This window comes from Methanobacterium subterraneum (genome assembly GCF_002813695.1).
GTDB classification, from domain to species: Archaea; Methanobacteriota; Methanobacteria; order Methanobacteriales; family Methanobacteriaceae; genus Methanobacterium; species Methanobacterium subterraneum.
Map to the genome: position 1 here is coordinate 1084128 of NZ_CP017768.1, position 19229 is coordinate 1103356.

17 protein-coding genes are annotated in these 19229 nt (G+C 34.5%); 7 read left to right on the forward strand and 10 right to left on the reverse strand.

Going from position 1 to position 19229, the window contains the following annotated elements; translation table 11 throughout:
• Window positions 1-69 precede the first annotated feature (69 nt).
• The 3 genes from BK009_RS05165 (at window position 70) to BK009_RS05175 (ending at window position 3752) form a co-directional block, all read left to right on the forward strand.
• A complete protein-coding gene (locus tag BK009_RS05165) occupies window positions 70-1014 on the forward strand; it encodes a glycosyltransferase (protein ID WP_100906838.1) in 945 nt (314 codons plus the stop codon).
• Between the two features lie 76 nt (window positions 1015-1090).
• The gene (locus BK009_RS05170) at window positions 1091-2107 is read left to right on the forward strand and encodes a glycosyltransferase family 2 protein (RefSeq protein ID WP_100907917.1); all 1017 of its coding nucleotides are present in this window, start codon (window positions 1091-1093) and stop codon (window positions 2105-2107) included.
• 76 nt (window positions 2108-2183) lie between these two features.
• On the forward strand, window positions 2184-3752 hold the full coding sequence (locus BK009_RS05175; protein ID WP_100909184.1) for a glycosyltransferase family 39 protein: 1569 nt from the start codon (window positions 2184-2186) through the stop codon (window positions 3750-3752).
• 45 nt (window positions 3753-3797) lie between these two features.
• Here the strand turns inward: BK009_RS05175 and BK009_RS05180 are convergent, their stop codons facing one another.
• The 7 genes from BK009_RS05180 to BK009_RS05210 all read right to left on the reverse strand — a co-directional run bounded on the left by BK009_RS05180 (window position 3798) and on the right by BK009_RS05210 (window position 12444).
• Window positions 3798-4961, reverse strand: a complete 1164-nt coding sequence (locus tag BK009_RS05180; RefSeq protein WP_100906840.1) for a glycosyltransferase family protein — start codon at window positions 4959-4961, stop codon at window positions 3798-3800.
• Window position 4962: 1 nt separating this feature from the next.
• On the reverse strand, window positions 4963-5937 hold the full coding sequence (locus BK009_RS05185; RefSeq protein ID WP_100909185.1) for a glycosyltransferase: 975 nt from the start codon (window positions 5935-5937) through the stop codon (window positions 4963-4965).
• Window positions 5938-6045: 108 nt separating this feature from the next.
• A complete protein-coding gene (locus tag BK009_RS05190) occupies window positions 6046-7038 on the reverse strand; it encodes a glycosyltransferase family 2 protein (RefSeq protein ID WP_100909186.1) in 993 nt (330 codons plus the stop codon).
• Window positions 7039-7062: 24 nt separating this feature from the next.
• A complete protein-coding gene (locus BK009_RS05195) occupies window positions 7063-7794 on the reverse strand; it encodes a glycosyltransferase (RefSeq protein ID WP_100909187.1) in 732 nt (243 codons plus the stop codon).
• Window positions 7795-7900: 106 nt separating this feature from the next.
• Window positions 7901-9043, reverse strand: a complete 1143-nt coding sequence (locus BK009_RS05200; protein WP_236951040.1) for a glycosyltransferase — start codon at window positions 9041-9043, stop codon at window positions 7901-7903.
• Between the two features lie 74 nt (window positions 9044-9117).
• Window positions 9118-10794, reverse strand: coding sequence for a glycosyltransferase family 39 protein (locus BK009_RS05205; RefSeq protein ID WP_100909189.1), 1677 nt, complete (start codon window positions 10792-10794; stop codon window positions 9118-9120).
• A gap of 24 nt (window positions 10795-10818) precedes the next feature.
• Window positions 10819-12444 (reverse strand): glycosyltransferase family 39 protein, encoded by a 1626-nt coding sequence (locus tag BK009_RS05210; RefSeq protein WP_157809708.1) that lies wholly within the window; start codon window positions 12442-12444, stop codon window positions 10819-10821.
• 372 nt (window positions 12445-12816) lie between these two features.
• Here BK009_RS05210 and BK009_RS05215 point away from each other — a divergent pair, with 372 nt between their 5' ends.
• Entirely contained in the window at window positions 12817-13431 is a 615-nt protein-coding gene (locus tag BK009_RS05215) for a hypothetical protein (protein ID WP_100909191.1), read from the forward strand.
• Between the two features lie 119 nt (window positions 13432-13550).
• On the opposite strand, the gene BK009_RS05220 is transcribed toward BK009_RS05215, so the two are convergent.
• Entirely contained in the window at window positions 13551-14516 is a 966-nt protein-coding gene (locus BK009_RS05220) for an IS5 family transposase (RefSeq protein ID WP_100907434.1), read from the reverse strand.
• A 62-nt stretch (window positions 14517-14578) separates the two neighbouring features.
• Here BK009_RS05220 and BK009_RS05225 point away from each other — a divergent pair, with 62 nt between their 5' ends.
• Window positions 14579-14992 (forward strand): hypothetical protein, encoded by a 414-nt coding sequence (locus BK009_RS05225; protein WP_100906853.1) that lies wholly within the window; start codon window positions 14579-14581, stop codon window positions 14990-14992.
• Here the strand turns inward: BK009_RS05225 and yjjX are convergent, their stop codons facing one another.
• Together yjjX and BK009_RS05235 are read right to left on the reverse strand one after the other, a co-directional pair.
• On the reverse strand, window positions 14993-15517 hold the full coding sequence (yjjX, locus tag BK009_RS05230; protein WP_100906854.1) for an inosine/xanthosine triphosphatase: 525 nt from the start codon (window positions 15515-15517) through the stop codon (window positions 14993-14995). It lies immediately after the preceding gene.
• A gap of 8 nt (window positions 15518-15525) precedes the next feature.
• A complete protein-coding gene (locus BK009_RS05235; protein ID WP_100909192.1) occupies window positions 15526-15987 on the reverse strand; it encodes a phosphopantetheine adenylyltransferase in 462 nt (153 codons plus the stop codon).
• Between the two features lie 156 nt (window positions 15988-16143).
• On the opposite strand from BK009_RS05235, the gene BK009_RS05240 reads away from it, so the two are divergent.
• Together BK009_RS05240 and BK009_RS05245 are read left to right on the forward strand one after the other, a co-directional pair.
• A complete protein-coding gene (locus tag BK009_RS05240) occupies window positions 16144-17694 on the forward strand; it encodes a radical SAM protein (protein WP_100909193.1) in 1551 nt (516 codons plus the stop codon).
• Between the two features lie 95 nt (window positions 17695-17789).
• A complete protein-coding gene (locus BK009_RS05245; protein ID WP_100909194.1) occupies window positions 17790-18902 on the forward strand; it encodes a pyridoxal phosphate-dependent aminotransferase in 1113 nt (370 codons plus the stop codon).
• Window positions 18903-19229 lie beyond the last annotated feature (327 nt).

Consider the following 19229-nt stretch of genomic DNA (forward strand, 5'->3'; position numbering starts at 1 on the left):
AAACTGTCCACCATCTATTGATAATTTTTCAGAAATTATATTAACTAATTAAAACTCTAATTGTTGTATATGAAGATCTCTGTAATAATCCCCATGTATAATGAGGAAGAAAATGTCCTGAAGACATTGCAAATAGTAGAGGCAATTCTAAAAGATTATTATGAAAATTACGAAATTCTGGTTGTAAACGATGGAAGCCAGGATAATACCAGCCAACTAGTAAAAGAGTATGCTTCCACCAACTCCCCAATCATCCTTTTAGAACACCCTATAAACATGGGGATGGGTAAGGCACTTATTACTGGTTTTAATTTTTCAAGTGGAGATGTGGTTGTTACTCTGGATGCAGATCTAAGTTACGATCCATTGTACATTCCTAAATTAATCGAAACACTGGATTCTGCTGCTGTTGATATTGTAATTGGTTCACAGTACATGTCCGGGGGAAAAACAGAATCAATACCATTTCACAGATTATTTATAAGTAAGATGGCCAATAAAATCGTTGGCTACGCACTCACCGGAAATATAAGTACCGTTACAGGTATTTTAAGAGCATATCGTAAAGAAGTCTTAGATTCCATAGAAATAGAATCCTCAGGAACAGAAATTAACCCCGAAATACTTTCAAAAGCCAATGCAGTTGGTTTTAAAATAAAGGAGATCCCAGTAGTTCTTAAGGGAAGAGAATTTGGTGAATCAAAAATAAAAATAAAATCAACAACTATAGCCCATCTTCTATTCACATTCTACGAGAAACCAATGATGCTTTTTGGAATTGTTGGACTAACAATGTGCGTTATTGGAATAATCAGCGCCATATACCTTTTTTATTTGTATTTAATTGGTAGTTTAGACCCTACCAGACCATTAATGCTGTTCATGGTCGTAACTATTCTTTCAGGGATTCAGATATTAATATTTGGATTTGTTGCAACCCAGATAAGCCTTTTAAAACGGGAAATATATCTAGTTCAAAAGGAAAATAAGTTGCTTAGAAAAAAATTAAAATAAATTAATCTTTTTTTATAAGATTAATAGAAGTTTAATTCCCATTAATATTGTTCCGTGTTGAGTACTAATGATTATTATGAATTATCCAAGGGTTACAATAGTTATTGTGAACTATAATGGGTGGAAAGACACCATAGAATGTCTGGAATCTGTTTATAAAATCGACTACCCTTACTTTTCAGTTGTGTTGGTAGACAACAATTCCAATGACGAGTCTCTATCCAAAATAAGAGAATACTGTAAAGGAGAATTGAAGATTGTATCACAATACTTTGATTATAACCCTGAAAATAAACCCCTATTCCTTCAAGAATTTGATAATTATGAAAAAGGTATAAAGTTAAGATATCTAAACAAAAATGATTCATATTCTCTAACTTTAATAAAAAATAATAGAAATTATGGATTTGCTGAAGGAAATAATATTGGGATAAGGTTTTCCTTAAATAATCTAGATCCGGAATATGTTTTACTTTTAAATAACGATACTGTTGTGGGGGAAAATTTACTGGATGATCTGGTTAAAACTGGAGAAAGTAAGGAAGAAATTGGTATTTTAGGACCTAAAATTTATTTTTATGACAAACCAGACGTAATTTGGAGTGCAGGTTGCAGAATATCCTGGAAATTAAGCCGGGGGATACAAATCGGCACAAACGAAGTTGATCAAGGACAGTTCGATGAACAAAGAGAAGTTGAATACGTTAGTGGTTCTTCATTTCTTATTAAAACCGAAGCCATCCAGAAAATAGGTTTGATGGATGAGAAGTACTTTTTATACTTTGAAGAAAGTGATTGGACCCTAAGAGCTAATCAGGCGGGTTATAAGAGTTTATACGTCCCCACTGCCCACATTTGGCATAAAGTATCCCAATCTGGTGGAGGGATCAGCAAACCAATAGGCTTGTATTATATAACACGTAACCGGTGGATTTTTATGAGAAAATGGGCTAAAAAGAGTGATTATGCTTTTTTTGTTATCTACCAAATAATAGGATTCTTCATACTACCCCTAATACTTAGTATTTATTATGGGAATAGAAAACTCTTTATCAGTTATTATCATGGATTCTTTGATGGAATAAAATTCTAAAAACTATTTATCACATGGGAATAGATGTTTTTCTAGATGATTAATAAAAGAAAAATGATTATTATAGATGGTTTTAATGGAAAAAAAGAATTTTCTTATCACTAATTTTGATTTAAGCATAAGCTTAATTATATATTCAATTCTCGCAATATTTTCCATCAATTATTATCATTTTAATCTTGGAACCGATGGAATTTCATATTTATCTATAGCTGAGAATTATGTAAATGGATGCTGGTCACTTGCCATTAACGGATATTGGAGTCCTCTTTACTCCTGGTTACTGACACCAATCATTTTTTTTGATTATAATGTATCAACTGCACCATATGTGACTAGGATAGTGTCTTTAGTAGCCGGTTTTGTTACTATAATCAGCTTGAATAGGCTAAGTCTCACTTTTAATTTAAATAGAACAGTGAAAAAAGTTTTATTGATAACTTCAATCCCCATGATTTTATTTTATTCAATATTTAAGGACACACCGGATGTACTGGTAGTCTGCCTGCTTGTTTACTATTTCAGTTTTATTTTCGATGAAAATTATCCGAATTATTGGATTAATGGTGCTATATGTGGGTTTCTGGGTGGTATGGGTTTTTTAACCAAAACTTATATTTTTCCTTTTTTCATGGTGCATTTCCTTTTTTTCAATTTTTTATACTATTTTAAAGGACTTAAAAAAAATAGAAAGGGTGTAAAAAAAAATCTAATTGTGGGATTGGTAGTATTTCTGGCAATTAGTGGAATATGGATCACAACTTTAAGCTTAAAATATGATAAACCAACCATTGGGACTACAACAGAATATAATCACGCAATTGTTGGTCCTGAGTATGGTAATCATCCGGTTTATTCCATAGGACTTATTAGGCCCCCAAATCCAAGTGCCACAAGTACTTGGGAGGAACCTTCATTAGTTAAATTGAATGACTGGAGTCCCTTTGAATCACGGGAATATTTTGAATTTCAGTTAAAACTAACCAAGGACAACCTTCTCAAAACAGCTATTATATTTGAATATTACTCATTATTATCCTTTGCAATAATTTTTATTAGTTTATACTTTATCCTGAAATTGAAGACCGAGAGATCTTTTAAAAACAGATTGATTTATATAATGCTCACCATATTTATATATTCCTCAGGATATTTGCTTATTTTCGTTGAAGAACGTTATTTATGGCCTGCAATTACTTTAATGATGTTTTGTGGATTTTATATAATTAGTACGCTGTATAAAGAAAAGAATCTTAGTTTAAAATTCAGAAATATATTTTTAGTAATTTTGATGGTATCTTTTATCTTTACTCCAGCTTTTGAATTGTTTATTTATCCCAGTACTGATAATGGCTTGTATGATTTAAGTAAAACCTTACAAAATGACTATGGCCTACAAGGGAACATCGCATCCAATGGTCATTGGGAAAATACATTAGCGATTTCCTATTATCTGAACAACCAATATTATGGGTTACCCAAGAATATTATTGACCCTGTTGAACTCAAAAATGAATTAATTGCCAATAATATTACTTATTACTTTGTTTGGGGTGATTCAAATAATGTTCAGGTGATAAATTATAATGAACTAACCAATGGAAGGATTCAAGGGTTGAGAATATATGGAAGGACATATAATTGATAGTCTTTTAAATTGAAAGCTTTTTTAATGTGAATGTATTATAGGTCATTTAGAAACATTCCTGTAAATAATATTATTAAACTGATTTGATGAATTTTCCCATGACAATCTTTTATTAATTATTTTATTTTGAGAAGTTTCAAGAACATCATTTAATACATCCTGGTGATTTAAATAATATATCACTTTATTGTATAAATCATCAATATTAGAATTTATAAAAATCATTTCTTCTTCCGAAAAAAAGGTAGGTGCACTACCATCAGCGAGATCTATCACCGGGATGCCTGAAAGAGTCATTTCATAGTTAACTAATGAAATATTAGTCAGTGATGCAACTAATCCAAAATGACATTCATTATATAATTCAATTAACTCTTTAGTTTTGAGTTTACCTAAATTTTTAATAAATGGCAATTTAATATGTTTATTTAACCCAAATACATATACCTCTAGTTCATATCCTAATTTTGATAATTTTTCATGAAGATAACCAATTTGTTGGATTAAAAGAAAGGGTGCTCTTCTACTATCCAATTTTAAGTATAATGCTATTTTAACAAGTTTATTGATAATAATTTTTCTCTTTTTAAGTTTATACTGTCCTAATTCAACTGGAAAATCAATATAATCAACTTTTTCAGTTGTTTTACGTTCCACAATAGATTTATTCCATTTTCCAAGACTTACCATGTGAAATCCAAATTTGTATGTATTCAATGCCAAATAATAGAGGTCACCCATAGCATAGAAATATGGTTCGAAATCTTGAATAAAATACATTTTATAATCAAAAATATCTTGAAAAGCAAGCAGCCAATAACAAGATTCCCAGTAGGTAGCTATACCTATATCTGAATTGAATTTATTTAATTCACTTTGTTCTAGGAAAGTACCTTGATATCCTGGCAAATTAATTTCTGCACTTTTCTCCATTTTTTCCCTACTAGTACCATCATATGTGATGTAATACACATCATGTCCTAATTGAGATAGTAAAGTGCCTAATCGTAATATGGAAGTATGCCCACCACTATATGATACCATGCCCGGAACAATAAAAGCAATTTTATATTGATCTTTAACAGGCAAATATTGTTTTACACAATATCCATGTTCTATTTGAGAAATAATTTTTGATACTCTCTTTAAAACCAGAAGATCATATTCAAATCTTATAAATGATGCTAAATCTTTTAGTTTTTTCATGTTAATCTTTTCCAGGTCTAAAAAATATTGATTTAAAAGATGATGTCGTATTTGTCCAAAAAAACTTTAATTTATTATCTTTCCTATTCTTAAGAATATTATAGTTGGAAAAAGTTAGATTGTAAACTAATAACAGAATATAAAGGAGTACACTGCGTTGTTTCATAAGATAAAGGTTATTTCTTATGCCAAATGAATATTTCATAATATTTTCTGCATCAGCTGCAATAATATCATCAGAATAATTTTTTTGAGTTTCATGATAAACAATACTGTCAGCTACATAAAGACCTAAAAAATTATTTTCAGTCATGCGATTGGTATATTCTATATCCTCGGCCCAAACAAAAAATTCTTTCAAAGGTAATCCCACTTCTTCAATCACTTCTCTTTTTATCAGTAAAGACAACCAGGAAGCAGCCCTTATAACTAAAACATTACTATTTTCGAATTTATTGAAAGGGATTTCCTTCACTAAAGGCTGTACTTGGGGAATGTTCATGACATGAACATTTCCATCACGCCATAAAACTTTACTACATAAAAAACCAATATTCTTCACTAATACAGTTTTCTCCAATAACTTATTTAATGAGTTTTTTTTAGGTACGGAATCATTATCTAAAACCCATATCCATTTATAACCTTCATTATATGCTTCCCTAATTCCATCATGAAATCCCCCAGCACTTCCACTATTGGAAAAATTTCTTAAATAATAGAATTTAATTACATTTCCATCTTGATTCTTTACATTGGAAGAAGTTTTCCAAATTTCATTAGTATTTAAAGGAGGAAGCTCCGAGATATAACCTTCATTTTTTAGTAAGTTTGGGGTTCCATCATTTGAAGCGTTATCTATTAAATAAATGGCATCTAGGGAATCACACTGTTGTAAATAGGATAAACATTTAGATAATGGTTTTTTCCTGTTATAAGTAGCAATTACAGCACAAACATTAGAATCTTTATTCATTAATGTTTCACCTTAACCTATTTCACTTCGGTTATCACAATTATTCCATAGCATGCTGTAAGTCTCAGTTACAACAGTTGAATCACTATTAAAATTTTAGTGATTCATTTATTTATACAATTCTTTTAATAGATGAGCATAATTTACTCCAGAATTTCTAATACGAGTTATTCTAAGCAAAAAACTCCCAATCATGAAGTATATCAGAAATACTGAAAATATTGTCTTTTGATAAAAAGTTCCATATTCTTTTACGGTCGATGTTGTATTTTTTAAGCTCAACCCCCAAAAATAGAACCATTTTGAATTGTCTTTCTTAATACTTCTCCAGCCTTTGTGATATATGATGGATTTGGGAACGTAAACCGCTTTCCAAGAATTTTTACTCGCTCTCCAAGATAGTTCCGCATCTTCATAAGAAGTAATGTAACTCTCTCTGAGCAAACCAATTGATTCTAACATTTCACGTTTGTAAAAAGCTCCTGCTCCTTTAGCACCCATTATATTAATTTTTTTGTCAAATTGATGTTTATCAATTTTTCCATGACCTCGATCTATAATCCGTCCCCAACTGATAATATGGCCAGTAGAATCAATTATTTTATGATCATATGCATTTAATAATTTAGGGGAGTAGATTCCCACTCTTTCTTGGTTTTCTGCAGCTTTAGTTAATTCGTTCAGGAAATTTTCATCTGCAATCGTATCATTATTCAACAATAAAATAAAATCAGGATTAAACACGCGTAGAGCAAATCTAATACCTATATTGTTTCCTTTGGCATATCCATAATTTTTAGAATTTTTTAAAAGGATCAAATTTCTAATGGTTTTTTCAGATTCTAAATATGGATTAACATGGTGAAAATCTTTTTCTTCATATTCAAACATTTTAATATCAATATTTCTTTCAGATTTCAGAGTATTATTGGAGTTAGAGCAAAATTTCTTTATTTCTTCAATTGAATCATCTTTTGAATCATTGTCAACCACAATAACCTCATAATTATGATAATTAATCTGATATAAAGATTCTAAACATTCAATAGTATCTTCCCAACCATTCCAGTTTAGGATTATTATTGTTATTTCTGGGTTCATAATACAACCAGCATGAAAATTATCTTATAACTTCATTAAAAAGGTTACTAATAAATTTTTAATAAGAGGAAGCCTTCTTTGAAAATTTAAAGGAAGAAATGTTATCCAATCCTCAACAGTAGTTAAAATTAATTTATGATTTCTATGCTTTTTCAACAGATTATTAAGTGTATTATAATATTTTTCTGATAGCGAATATCCTTTAGATCTATGATATGCATATAATGGGAGTACGTAAACTTCATAACCTAATTTTTCCACTGTTAAACAATAATCAACACCATATAAATGCCAGTTATCACACACCACTTCATCAAAGGAAAGATTATCGAATATTTTTTTAGGTATAATCATTAAGCACTCATCTAATGTTTCCACTTTAGTAGGAACGTTAATAGGATAAGGTGATATTAAATGTGGAGGAATACCATCTTTAATATTAGTTATTGGCCACCAATATTTTTTTGATCGCCCGGCAACTCCTGCAACTCCAAGTTTTTCATAAGAATTTAAATAATTCTCAGCATCCTTCAACCATGTGGGAGAACTCATATCCATATCCTGATGCACAAACATAATATAATCATTACTGGCCTTTTGACCACCATAATTCAATGCTTCAGCAGCAGATTTAAATTTTTTATTAGTATTATCGATTAATATCAGTTCATATCTGTTAATTTGTATATTGAGACTTTTTAATAAATATTCAGACAAGATATATTGATCGTTGTAAACACACACAATTGAAAACATTTCAATCCCCTAGATTGGATATTATAATCATCATAAATTCAAAATTTTTGGTATTTATTGAATGACACTCAATTAAAAATATTGAGTAATCTTACCATAATAATATCTAGATTAATTGAAACTCCTTTATATATCGGTCAGAAATCTTCTTCCAAGAAAATTTAGCTTTTACATCACTTTGACCATTAATAACTAGACTATTTCTTAGTTCATTATCACTTAGGAGGAGAGAAATATTACTAGAAAGTTTACTTTTAATTTTCTGTTCAACTAAAACCCCATTTTTCCCATCTTCAATAATATCCGATATCCCCCCAACATCAGACCCTATAACCGGGACCCCACAAGCCATAGCTTCCAATAAAACCACCCCTAGACCTTCAGTATTCCCCTGCGAATCCACAATGGATGGTAAAATAAATAGATCCGCTGAATTGTACAACATGAGTAACTTTTCATCAGAAACATTCTTAACAATTTCCACCTTACCTGTCAGGTCCAGTTCATAGATTAAAGATTTCAATTTAGATTCCAATGGTCCGGATCCAACTATTTTCAATTGCACATTTTCATGTTTTTCTAAAACATGAGGCATTGCACGAATAAGGTACTCAAAACCTTTTCTTTCAATTAAATAACCAACAGATAATATTTGGAATATATTTTCATCTTTATAAACATCGAGTGGTCTGAAAAAATCTGTGTCAACTCCGAATGGTATCACATCAATCTTTTCTTCGTCAAGTCCTGCTTCCAGACAGAAGTTCCGGGTAGCATTACTGTTGGTGATAGTTTTAGAGGAGTTATTTACCAACCAGCGCAGAGCAAACAGCATATGGTAACGTTTGGAAAGATGAACTTCTTCTCCGTGTATTGTGGTTATGTAAGGAATTCCATAAAATTTTTTAAGAAACAATGCACCTAATCCATTGGGAATAGGCCACTGCACATGAATAACATCCATATTTTTAAGTATTCGCAACGAATAAAAAACATTGAAAAACAGAAAGGTTAAAACCTGAATTTTAACCAGAAACCCTTCCTTAACATTATCAATCATCCCCGCCCTTCCTGAAAGCTTCTCAAATCTACGGGGATAGAAATAGTGGAATCTTTCCACGTGCACACCTTCAAGGATATAATCTGTTTCACCACCAGTAAAAGGTGCTAAAACATGAACATCATGTCCTTTCTTGACAATCTCCCTCATCAACCTGTGAACAAAGATTCCATGAGGATCATCCTCCAAATCAGGATAAGCAGAGGTTATAACTCCAATTTTTATGTTAACACCACTTTATTCATAGCAATTATTATTTTCTTTCAAACCCTTTTGTATATAGTTATAGAGCCAAATCTTGCAACTGGAACGTAATTTGTGAAATTCATATTGTCCCAGGTGCACATGTAATAATCAGGACTTATTCTATTGAGTTCATTATTTAATGCATTCTTATCATCAGAGGTGAAATTGAAGTCTTTAACACCCTGATATAAACTCTGATTGTCACGGAACATTGGCATTTTCCCTACATTAGTCTGCAGGTACCATCCAAAGTAGGACCAGTAATCAGCATAGATTACCTTAGATTTGTAGTCTGGATCATTAATCTTTAGCCACTGACTGACATTAGACACATCCTGATTGAATATCTTATTCTTCTGATTAACCTCTTCTATTTCAGAAAGTTGTACTGCAACCGAAAATATCATCATCATTGATAGTATTATCGCAAAAACATACAATGTCAGATTTTTCTGTTTAAACTTGAATTCAAATTTTTGGGTGATAAAATTCAATCCTCGTGCCAGGAAATAAGCCACTGGAGGAGTCATGGAAATAAAATACCGGTGATCCTTGGCAACATACACGCTTTGGAATATGAAAAATGCCATGAACCATGAAAAGTAAAGTAAGTCCCAGCCAACATCTAATTCCAGTTCAGAAGAGACATTATAGATAAGGAATGTAATGGTAAAGAAAATTATTTCACTTACCATGTAATTGGTTTTCCCAAAAGTAGCGACAAAAACTGCCAACAAAGCTAATATTAGAAGTAATTTAACTTTATTTCCAGTTTTTAAATTTTTAAGAGGAGTTGAAGATCCTATTTTACCAAGTACTGACCCTATTTTACCAATATTTTGGTATGAATAAACAAATAAACCAAATACAGCAGAAAGTATGATTATCCAGAACGCTGTTCCTATGTAATAGGGCATATTTTTAACAAAATACAGTGAATCTGGGTTGTATGCAAAGTGTATTGTGCTCCCTAAACTTTCTGAACTTCTAAAAAAATCCATGAATGGATATAATGCATTACCGAATTTGGTATTGAAATAGATAAATATTGGAAGTAAAACCAGTGCCCCTAAAATCATTCCAATTACAATGTTTCGGGGATTTTTAATCTCGTGTCGATTTGCAATGATGTAGGCAAATATTGGAAAAATGATCAAAGCCAGGTTAAAGCGGGTTAAAAAAGCCATCATGGCCACAGGGAATGCTAAGTAGAAAAACTTAGAATTCTTTTTAACACCAAGATAAGTTAAATAAATAGCCCATATTGAAATAGAAACACTTGAAACATCGGTAAGGCCGGCTCCTGCAAAAGTGATTATTATGGGGAATGTTGCGAATAATAAACTGCCCACAAAGCTAATAATGGCATTGAAACGTTCTTTTAAGAATAAATAAAGTCCAATGCATCCTAGAAGGTATATGAGTCCATCTATGATAGAGGTGATTCCCATATACAAACCATCAAATCTGAAATAGAGGGATGCTAAAAAGGAAAGTAATGGTGGTCTTAAAAGATCTGAATATCCAATTGATTTACCTGCAAATAAAGCAGAGTTTGCCAGAAAATCAAAACCATCAAACTCGGGACCAACAATTAATTGGATTCTCACACGAAAATAAGTTATCAATGAGACAGTTATTATCAGGAGAACTAGGAAAACCAGTTTAGAGTTTTTATCTTCAAATTTCATCATAGGTAAATCACCGAATTCATCTAGTTACTGTCTTTTGTAAATAGTTACATATCCAAACTGTTTTATTAACTGATAATTAGTTAAATTTAACCCTTCTTTAACAGTCAAAAAATAATTGGCATTATCTGTGTTTAAATTGTTTTCATAATCCTTGTTATTGTTAGATAATTGTACCTGCTTGACATTTGTCTTCAAATACCAGCTGAAGTAAGGCCATTGATCTGAGGATATGTTTTTATCAAAGTATTGAGGATCATTAACTTTAAGCCATTGGCTGGCCATTTTAATATCATTCAATTCAACCACATTTTGAGATTCATGATCATATATCCCCTGTATATAATCAGCAGCTGCTACGAGCATCATAAATACCAGTATAACTGCAAATATATTATGTGCCATGTTTTTATACTTACTTTCCAATCCCCATAATCTTTTAATTTGGCTAAAACCCAATATTAAAAAATAAGTTAAAGCGGGGGCCATTGTGATAAAGTAACGATCATCTTTAACCGCGTAAACACTGTGGAATATGAAAAATGCCACAAACCATGATACAAATAAAATATAAATGTCTAAATCCTTGATATTGCCATTTCTCAGAGTATAAAACAAAACAAAACAAAAAACCAGAAATATGATCTCAGTGATGAAGTATTGTGTCCATGCAAAGGTTATAATAAATAATGAAAATAATAAAAACAGTGCCAAAACCTTTATTTTTGTATGATGTGACAGTTTAGATGGACTAAATTGTTTGAAATTTAATTTAACAGTCTTAAATTTAGTTAATAAACCAATGAATGCGCTAAGCACTGAACCTAAGATAATGGCCATCCCTCCAACCCCAATATATGATAAAATATTTTTTAGGAAATAGAGGGGGTCAGGATGGTAATATACGTAAGTGGTTGACCATGCTTTTTGGGTTGAGCCATAAAATGAAGAAAATGGACCCAATGGATTGCCGAATTGATTGTAAAAGAATACAAGAACAATCAAGCCAGGTAATAAAGACAATAATATTCCCCCAATCATATTTTTAAGGGACACATCATGGCGATTGATTACTAGATAGAAAAATATGGGAAAAATAATGAATCCTGCAGGATATCTTGTTAAAAAGGCTAACATGGCCAGGGGGAAAGAAAAGTAAAAAAACAGTGGATTCTTTTTAACTGCTAACACAGTGGCATACAATGCCCAGATGGATAAAGCCACACTTGGAATATCTGTAAGTCCAACTCCAGTAAATAAAATAACCACTGGAAAAGAGCTGAAGAGTAAACTCCCCAAAAAGCTTTCCATGGCCTCAAATTTAATTCGGAAAAATAAATATAGCCCAATAGCCCCGAATACTAAAAATGAAGCATCTAAATAGAATATTACTGATTCAGATACCACACTTAAACGGAAGATGAGTGATGTTAAAAACGGGAAAAAGGGAGGTCTGGTCAGATCTGTGTATCCAAATCCCTGCCCAGCAAAGTACATGGCATTGGATAGGAAGTCAAAAGTATCCCAGATAGGACCGATTTCTATTTGGATTTGAACCCGGTAATATGCAATTAAAGCTACAAGAAAAACTAAAATAATGCCATAAACCAATGAATCATGATCCCTGACATATTCTCTTAATTTCAGATACAAAGAATCCCCCATAAGTTAAGACGATTTTTAATAATGACATAGTTTATTGTAAATGTTTGAAATTTTTGCATTCATGTTTAACAATACGGATCATTTATAAATCATAGTATTCTTCAGTTATAAAAGAATATATAATTATTGTAATCATATTATATGCTCTAAATCTCAATTGAAGCTTTTTAACAAATTAGGTTAGTATATTAATCAGTAATATTATCCTGTTGGAAGAGCATTATGGCATCCTCCGTTATTCCATACAGTTTTCGCATTTTTATGGTATCTTGTCGGAGTGGAGATTTGCGAATACAATTTTTGTATTAACCCAAATCATTTTAACCATTATCATAGCTTCATTGATTGGAAAACGGGAATATGGAGTTATGGCTGGTTTTTTTTGCAGGAATGTTTTCTTTAACTGCACCTAGAGTAGATATTTTAGCTGTGGCCCTTCCGGCCAATTTTATCCCCATTTTAGCAACTTTAACTATTTATTTCCTACCTAAAAATCAATTCAAAGCATTCATAACATCATTGATAGGTGTTTGGACCCATTCAGTAGGTTTGATAATTTTTATTCCATTATTCTTAGTTGATGGTACCCAAAAAAATTGGAAATATATTTTATTGTTATTATCTGTGTTATTTTGGGGATGGTATTTTATATCATTTTCAGGGCAAAGCGGAGTTATAAAAAGTGCTTATCCTCCTTTTTATATCATCCCCACTATACAAATATTCAGTTTAATTTTAATAGGCCTATTTGGTTCCATTGGACCATATTTCCTTTACAAAATGGACAATAAACGGTTTAAATTGATAATTGCATATATTGTAATTGTTATGGTTTCTGGGTACACGGATATTTCCCGAGGATTTGAATATGCGGCATTGCCTTTGGCCATAATGGCGGGTTTAGCAGTTTCAAAGCTATACGAAATTATTAAAATTAAAAAAAAGTTTTTATCCAATTATTTTGTCTTAAGATAATTTCTATTTACTTTGTTTTTTAGTTTAAGTTTTTATTTTGTATTGGTTTTTTTGAGGTTTTCTTTTGGTTTTTTGGTTAGTTTTGTGTATTGTTGTATTTTTTTTAGGATTATTGTGGGTTATTTGATGATAGCGTTCGCTAGTTTGTCTGATTTGTAGGTTAGGGTGTTTAGTTGTAGTAGGTTGTAGCTGAAGCAGTTGAATATGTTTCGTGTGTGGTTTCGGAGGATGTTTGTGAGTCGTGTGTGTCCGGAGTGGAATATGGTTTTGATTACGGCGTATGGGCGTTCTCCTGGTGATCTTTTGCGTGATATTCTTTTATTTCTCATTTTGTCATGTATTTTTAGTGGATGGCCGCGTGTTGCGCGGTTCATGGTGGCGTTGTGTCCTTTGCATTGCCCTCCAAAGTATCCACGGTCACGATACATGATTTCATCTTGTTGGGATAAGTCAATTTGACTATCATGCACTTTAGCAGTTGTTGTTTCGAGTTCACGTATCAATTCATATTCCATGTCCATTTTTGTGTGTAGTTTGTATCCGAAACTGGATTTTTTGCCTTTTTTGGCCCAGGTTCCATCTTTGCTGCGGCGAGTTTTAGCACGGGGTCCACGTGGTTCGTCAACCTTTTTATGACCTGGATCAGCTGTTATAAATGTTGAATCCTGAATAAAGCCTTCTTTAACCTTTAAACCTTTACTGTTAATTTGTCGTTGTAATTCTTCCCATATTTCCTTGTCTTTACCAGTATGACTCAATCTTTCTCTAAAAGACCAGACCGTTGCACGGTCTGGTATATCATCTGGAAATCCTAAGAACTTTCTGAAAGAAATACGGTCCGTGGCCTGCCTTTCAAGTTCTGGATCAGATAAACCGTACCATGATTGTAAAACCAACATTTTAATCATGACTACTTCATCATTGTTGGGCCTACCACCACGTTCTGTTCGATTATCATACATTTCCCTGATGATCGGCCTGAAAATCTCCCATTCAATCAAAGGTTCAACTTCAGCCAACTTATCACCCAACCGTTCAACACGAGCATACTCCTTGTTCAAGAGATAATCATCAAACGACTTCATAGTATTCTTATACTCCTAATACGATATAAAAATATCGTAAATTCCATAAACACCCACCAAACATGATAAAAAACCATCCACAAAACATTAAAACCAAAAAATCAAAAAGGTTTATAGAAATTCTCTTAATTTTAGTATTACTATCAATTTTAGGAGTTGCACCATTTTTTTCAATTGTAGAAAATACTCATGCAAACTGGGATAATATCCCTATTAATGGATATGTTGAATTAAGTGATTATATAACAGATAACTCAGATCAAAGTGAGATTATTTGGGCAGATCCTTCATCTGCAGATAAAATCGTTTGGTTAACTGGGAGGAGGGTATCAAACGGTAGGTATAGTGCTCCAAAGAATTTCGTGGAAGAACATCAAAAAATTAACATTTATACCATAAATAATACATTTTATATAAATAATGAGAATAACGAAACTATTAAAAAAATTGATAGTAAGTACGTCTTATTTTGCTAGTCAAAAGTAAACCCTTTCATTCATCCTGGGTATCATCGCCATCAACACACACTGCTCGGTATTCCCTGTACGATCCAGTAACCCTCGGCTGAGGTGGCTTACTGCACCAGTTTTCTGTCCCAATCGGTCAATACCTGTAACTTGGTCCATAACATCCCCCACTTCCATACCTTCTAAGACTTTTTCTATGACCAGTGGAGGGTATTCAAAACCAGCACTGACTCCGAGGGTGGTCTTCTCACCATCGTAGATGGCACACCATTGCAGGTCTAGGTAACCGGTTATGCTGTGAGGTACCTCTAAAAGACCTGATTCTATGCCCACTGAAAGATCAAATTCTTCAGAATATGCATTTTTAGCCCGGTTAATAGCGCCTTGAATGGTAACTTCTAATCCTATGGGCTGGTCTGGCACACCAGAATCCACATGTTTTGCCTGCACACCCATTTGAGGATATATTTTCTTTAAAACATTCCTGGTGGCCTTTAACTTCACCGGATTTTTGGATCCCACTATAACCTTCATTTTACTTTTTACCTTTTAATTATAGTTCCCACCTGATCTATCTCACCCCTCCTTATACGGGTGGAGGATATGGGTTTACCATCCTCCGCCAGGACCATGCTTATGGTTATTATGTCCAGGGGTTTCATTCCCTTCTCCCGGCGTATCTGGTTTATCTTGAATGCTGTGGGTTCTGTTTCAGGACTTACTACTATTGCATCTACAGATTCATCATCTATGGTGACTCCGTAGGGGTCTTCCAGTCGAGATATAATGTAATTCGAGTGTTCTTTAAGTAGGGAGTTCAGGTTGGACATCCTTACATTGCAGGGTTCGATTTCTCCTTTTATACCCCCGAATTCATCGGAGGTGACTCCTATTAGTACCTGTTCACCAACCTGAAATGCCTTTTCTATGAGTAATCGGTGGCCCTGGTGGAATTTATCAAAGGTTCCTCCCACTGCCACCTTTTTATATTTGTTAAACTTCATTCTCTCTATCCTTAAACTAATTATTAGATTTACTAGTTTATTATTTTTTAAAAAACTTGAAACCCCTAATGGGGATGATCTTAATTAATTGATAATGAGTTTCACTTATTGATTATGTAGATATCTTGATTATATTGGTGGTCAAGATAATAAACTATGCTCTTGGAACACAATGTGGTGGTGAAGGATCCCCTCAAAGTGGGCCTTCGCTTCGCCTCCTGCTACCCCAATCTTTACCGCAGTGCCATGTCCTCACTGGGTTTTCACATAATCTACGACTTCCTGAACCATCAGGAGGATGTTTACTGTGAACGGGTGGTTTATCCCTATGGTAAGAGCCTGGAGACTGGTTCCCCCCTGAAGGATTTTGATGTGGTGGGGTTCTCCTTACAGTATGAACAGGATTACCCCCATGTCCTGGAAATGCTCCGGGAGGGTGGTTTAAACATCCACAAGGAAGATCGGTCCCCTGATGATCCATTGATCATTGCTGGTGGTCCCTGTGCCAGCTCCAACCCCCTACCCATGACTAATTTCATTGATTTCTTCCTGGTGGGTGATGGTGAGGTCATACTCCCTGATTTCCTGGACAAGTTAAGTGAACTGGATAACCCCAGGGAGGAGATGGATGCCTTCCTGGATGTAGAAGGAGTGTTCATCCCCGGTAACAGAGCCAAATTGGTTCAGGTGGAGGATATGCAGGATGCCTGGCGCCCAATAAAACAGGTTCATCCTGAAACCGATAACCAAGACCTCATCCCTGCCTTTGGCAGATCATTCCTCCTGGAGGTTTCCAGGGGTTGTGCCCGTGGTTGCCGGTTTTGCATGGCTGGCTGTATTTACCGACCCCGCAGAGAAGTAGATTTTAAAACCCTTATCCAGACTGCAGAGGCTGGCAGAGAAGCCACGGGTTTAAATAAAATCGCACTTATTGGAGGTGCTGTTTCGGATTACTCACAGATTGAAGAGTTATGCCGCCAACTCCTCCAGCGTGATTTCCAGGTTACCACACCATCCCTGCGTATTGAATCCATTTCCAGGGATCTTCTGGAAAGCTTGAAGGAAAGTGGGCTTAGAACCATTACCATCGCCCCGGAATCCACCTGGCGACTTAGAAAGGTGGTGAATAAACCCATCACCGATGATGACATCCGTAGCACCATGGCGACTGCCTTCGATATGAACTTTAATGTTAAGCTCTATTTCCTGGTAGGACTCCCCACGGAAACTGATGGTGATCTAGAAGACCTGGCGGATCTGATAAAGGATCTTGAAGTTATGGCCCCTCACCGTGATTCACTCCGCATAAGCGTCAACCCATTCATACCCAAACCCCACACACCCTTCCAGTGGACAGAGTTCAACCTCAAGGATATAAAGAGCAGGGTGAAATACCTGAAAAAACACACCAAAAACAGGCACTTCAAGGTAGAAAATCCCAATAAATCCCTGGCACAATACGTATTGTCAGTGGGAGATACCAATCTATCATCCATCATTGAAGACTCGTCCCATAGAAATGTCCCCCTTGGTGAGTGGAAAAAACTGACACCCCACTGGAACTTAGGAGACGTGCTTCCCTGGAAGGATCTAGATGTTAACATTGATGATGAATTCCTGATAGATGAATTTAACAAGGCTTTAAATGGGGATATTACACCCTGGTGTGAGACTTTTGGGTGTTACCATTGTGGTGCCTGTGATTAAAAAAAATAGATAAGAAAAGTTATATTAAATCTTATTAAATATCTCTATTTGATAACTTAGACTAAAATTTATCTAAATATAAAATGGCGATTACCATGAAACCTTCTAAAAGAGTTCAATGCATTGATCTGTCTGGAATTCGGAAAATGTTCGATATGGTGGGGGAAAACTCCATCAACCTGGCACTGGGAGAACCAGACTTTGATACACCAGTGCATATCCGTGAAGCAGTTAAGGAAGCCCTGGATGAGGGTTTCACCCATTACACCGGTAACACTGGCATAGTGGAATTAAGGGAGGCCATAGCCCATAAATTACAGACAGAAAACCAGATCCCAGCCTCACCCGAGTCAATTATAGTTACGGTGGGGGCCAGCGGAGCACTCTACTCCAGTGCCCATGCACTGGTAGATGATGGGGACGAAGTGATCATCCCTGATCCTGGTTTTGTGGCCTATGATGCCTGTGTGAAACTCAGTGGAGGGGTGCCCATACCTGCACAGCTCAAGGATGATAATGATTTCCGCATGATACCCGAGGATGTGCTGGAACTGGTAACAGCCAAAACCAAGGCCATTATAATGAATTCACCCGGTAACCCCACCGGTGCGGTCCTGGAAAAGGAAGATGTTAAGGGTTTAGCAGACATTGCCACTGACCATAACTTGACCCTGATCTCTGATGAGATCTACGATAAGATCATTTACGGTAAGAAACATTACAGCCCGGCAACCTACTCAGATAACGTGGTAACCATTAATGGGTTCTCCAAGACCTATGCCATGACTGGTTTCCGCATAGGATACCTGGCAGCTCCCCCAACTTTAACCGAGGAACTTTTAAAAATCCATCAGTACAGTGTTACCTGTACCACCTCCCTGGCCCAAAAAGCAGCTCTGGCAGCACTCACCGGACCCCAGGACAGTGTGGGTGAGATGGTGGCTGAATTTAAAAGACGTCGGGATTTGGTGGTGGGAAGGCTGCGTGATATGGGAATCCACTGCAACCTGCCCCACGGTGCATTTTACGTGTTCCCATCCACTGATAATCCGGAAAAATTCGTGGAAGAAGCACTGAAGAAAGACGTGGTACTGGTTCCCGGTACTTCTTTCGGCCAATATGGTGCTGGACACTTCCGCATATCATACGCCGCATCCTACCAGAATCTGGAAGAAGCCATGGATCGTCTGGAGTCCATAGGCTGGTAAAAACCAGCCAGAAACCTCTCCAGAATCTTCCATTTATTTTCTTCAATTCTAAATCAAAATGAATCCAGCACCAAAATGACAAGTTAATTCCATTATTTCTTTATTTTTAGCTCATAAGGACAAATATCATATCAAAATGACAAGTAAATTACTTTTTTCTTTTATTTTTAACATAGATTGTTAATATTTCATAATGATAAAAAAAAAAAAATCACTTTAAATTTTAAAATTAAGCATCCTAGCATGAATTAGATAAACCTAACATTCTATTTTCACTTATTAGGGAATCCTAACACCCTAATTATTGGAAAAAGATATATATGTCCG

Coding starts and splice junctions, on each gene's coding strand:
- BK009_RS05165 (WP_100906838.1), top strand. CDS start 70: ATGAAGATCTCTGTAATAATCCCCATGTATAATGAGGAAGAAAATGTC.
- BK009_RS05170 (WP_100907917.1), top strand. CDS start 1,091: ATGAATTATCCAAGGGTTACAATAGTTATTGTGAACTATAATGGGTGG.
- BK009_RS05175 (WP_100909184.1), top strand. CDS start 2,184: ATGGAAAAAAAGAATTTTCTTATCACTAATTTTGATTTAAGCATAAGC.
- BK009_RS05180 (WP_100906840.1), bottom strand. CDS start 4,961: ATGAAAAAACTAAAAGATTTAGCATCATTTATAAGATTTGAATATGAT.
- BK009_RS05185 (WP_100909185.1), bottom strand. CDS start 5,937: ATGAATAAAGATTCTAATGTTTGTGCTGTAATTGCTACTTATAACAGG.
- BK009_RS05190 (WP_100909186.1), bottom strand. CDS start 7,038: ATGAACCCAGAAATAACAATAATAATCCTAAACTGGAATGGTTGGGAA.
- BK009_RS05195 (WP_100909187.1), bottom strand. CDS start 7,794: ATGTTTTCAATTGTGTGTGTTTACAACGATCAATATATCTTGTCTGAA.
- BK009_RS05205 (WP_100909189.1), bottom strand. CDS start 10,794: ATGATGAAATTTGAAGATAAAAACTCTAAACTGGTTTTCCTAGTTCTC.
- BK009_RS05215 (WP_100909191.1), top strand. CDS start 12,817: ATGGAGTTATGGCTGGTTTTTTTTGCAGGAATGTTTTCTTTAACTGCA.
- BK009_RS05220 (WP_100907434.1), bottom strand. CDS start 14,516: ATGAAGTCGTTTGATGATTATCTCTTGAACAAGGAGTATGCTCGTGTT.
- BK009_RS05225 (WP_100906853.1), top strand. CDS start 14,579: ATGATAAAAAACCATCCACAAAACATTAAAACCAAAAAATCAAAAAGG.
- yjjX (WP_100906854.1), bottom strand. CDS start 15,517: ATGAAGGTTATAGTGGGATCCAAAAATCCGGTGAAGTTAAAGGCCACC.
- BK009_RS05235 (WP_100909192.1), bottom strand. CDS start 15,987: ATGAAGTTTAACAAATATAAAAAGGTGGCAGTGGGAGGAACCTTTGAT.
- BK009_RS05240 (WP_100909193.1), top strand. CDS start 16,144: ATGCTCTTGGAACACAATGTGGTGGTGAAGGATCCCCTCAAAGTGGGC.
- BK009_RS05245 (WP_100909194.1), top strand. CDS start 17,790: ATGAAACCTTCTAAAAGAGTTCAATGCATTGATCTGTCTGGAATTCGG.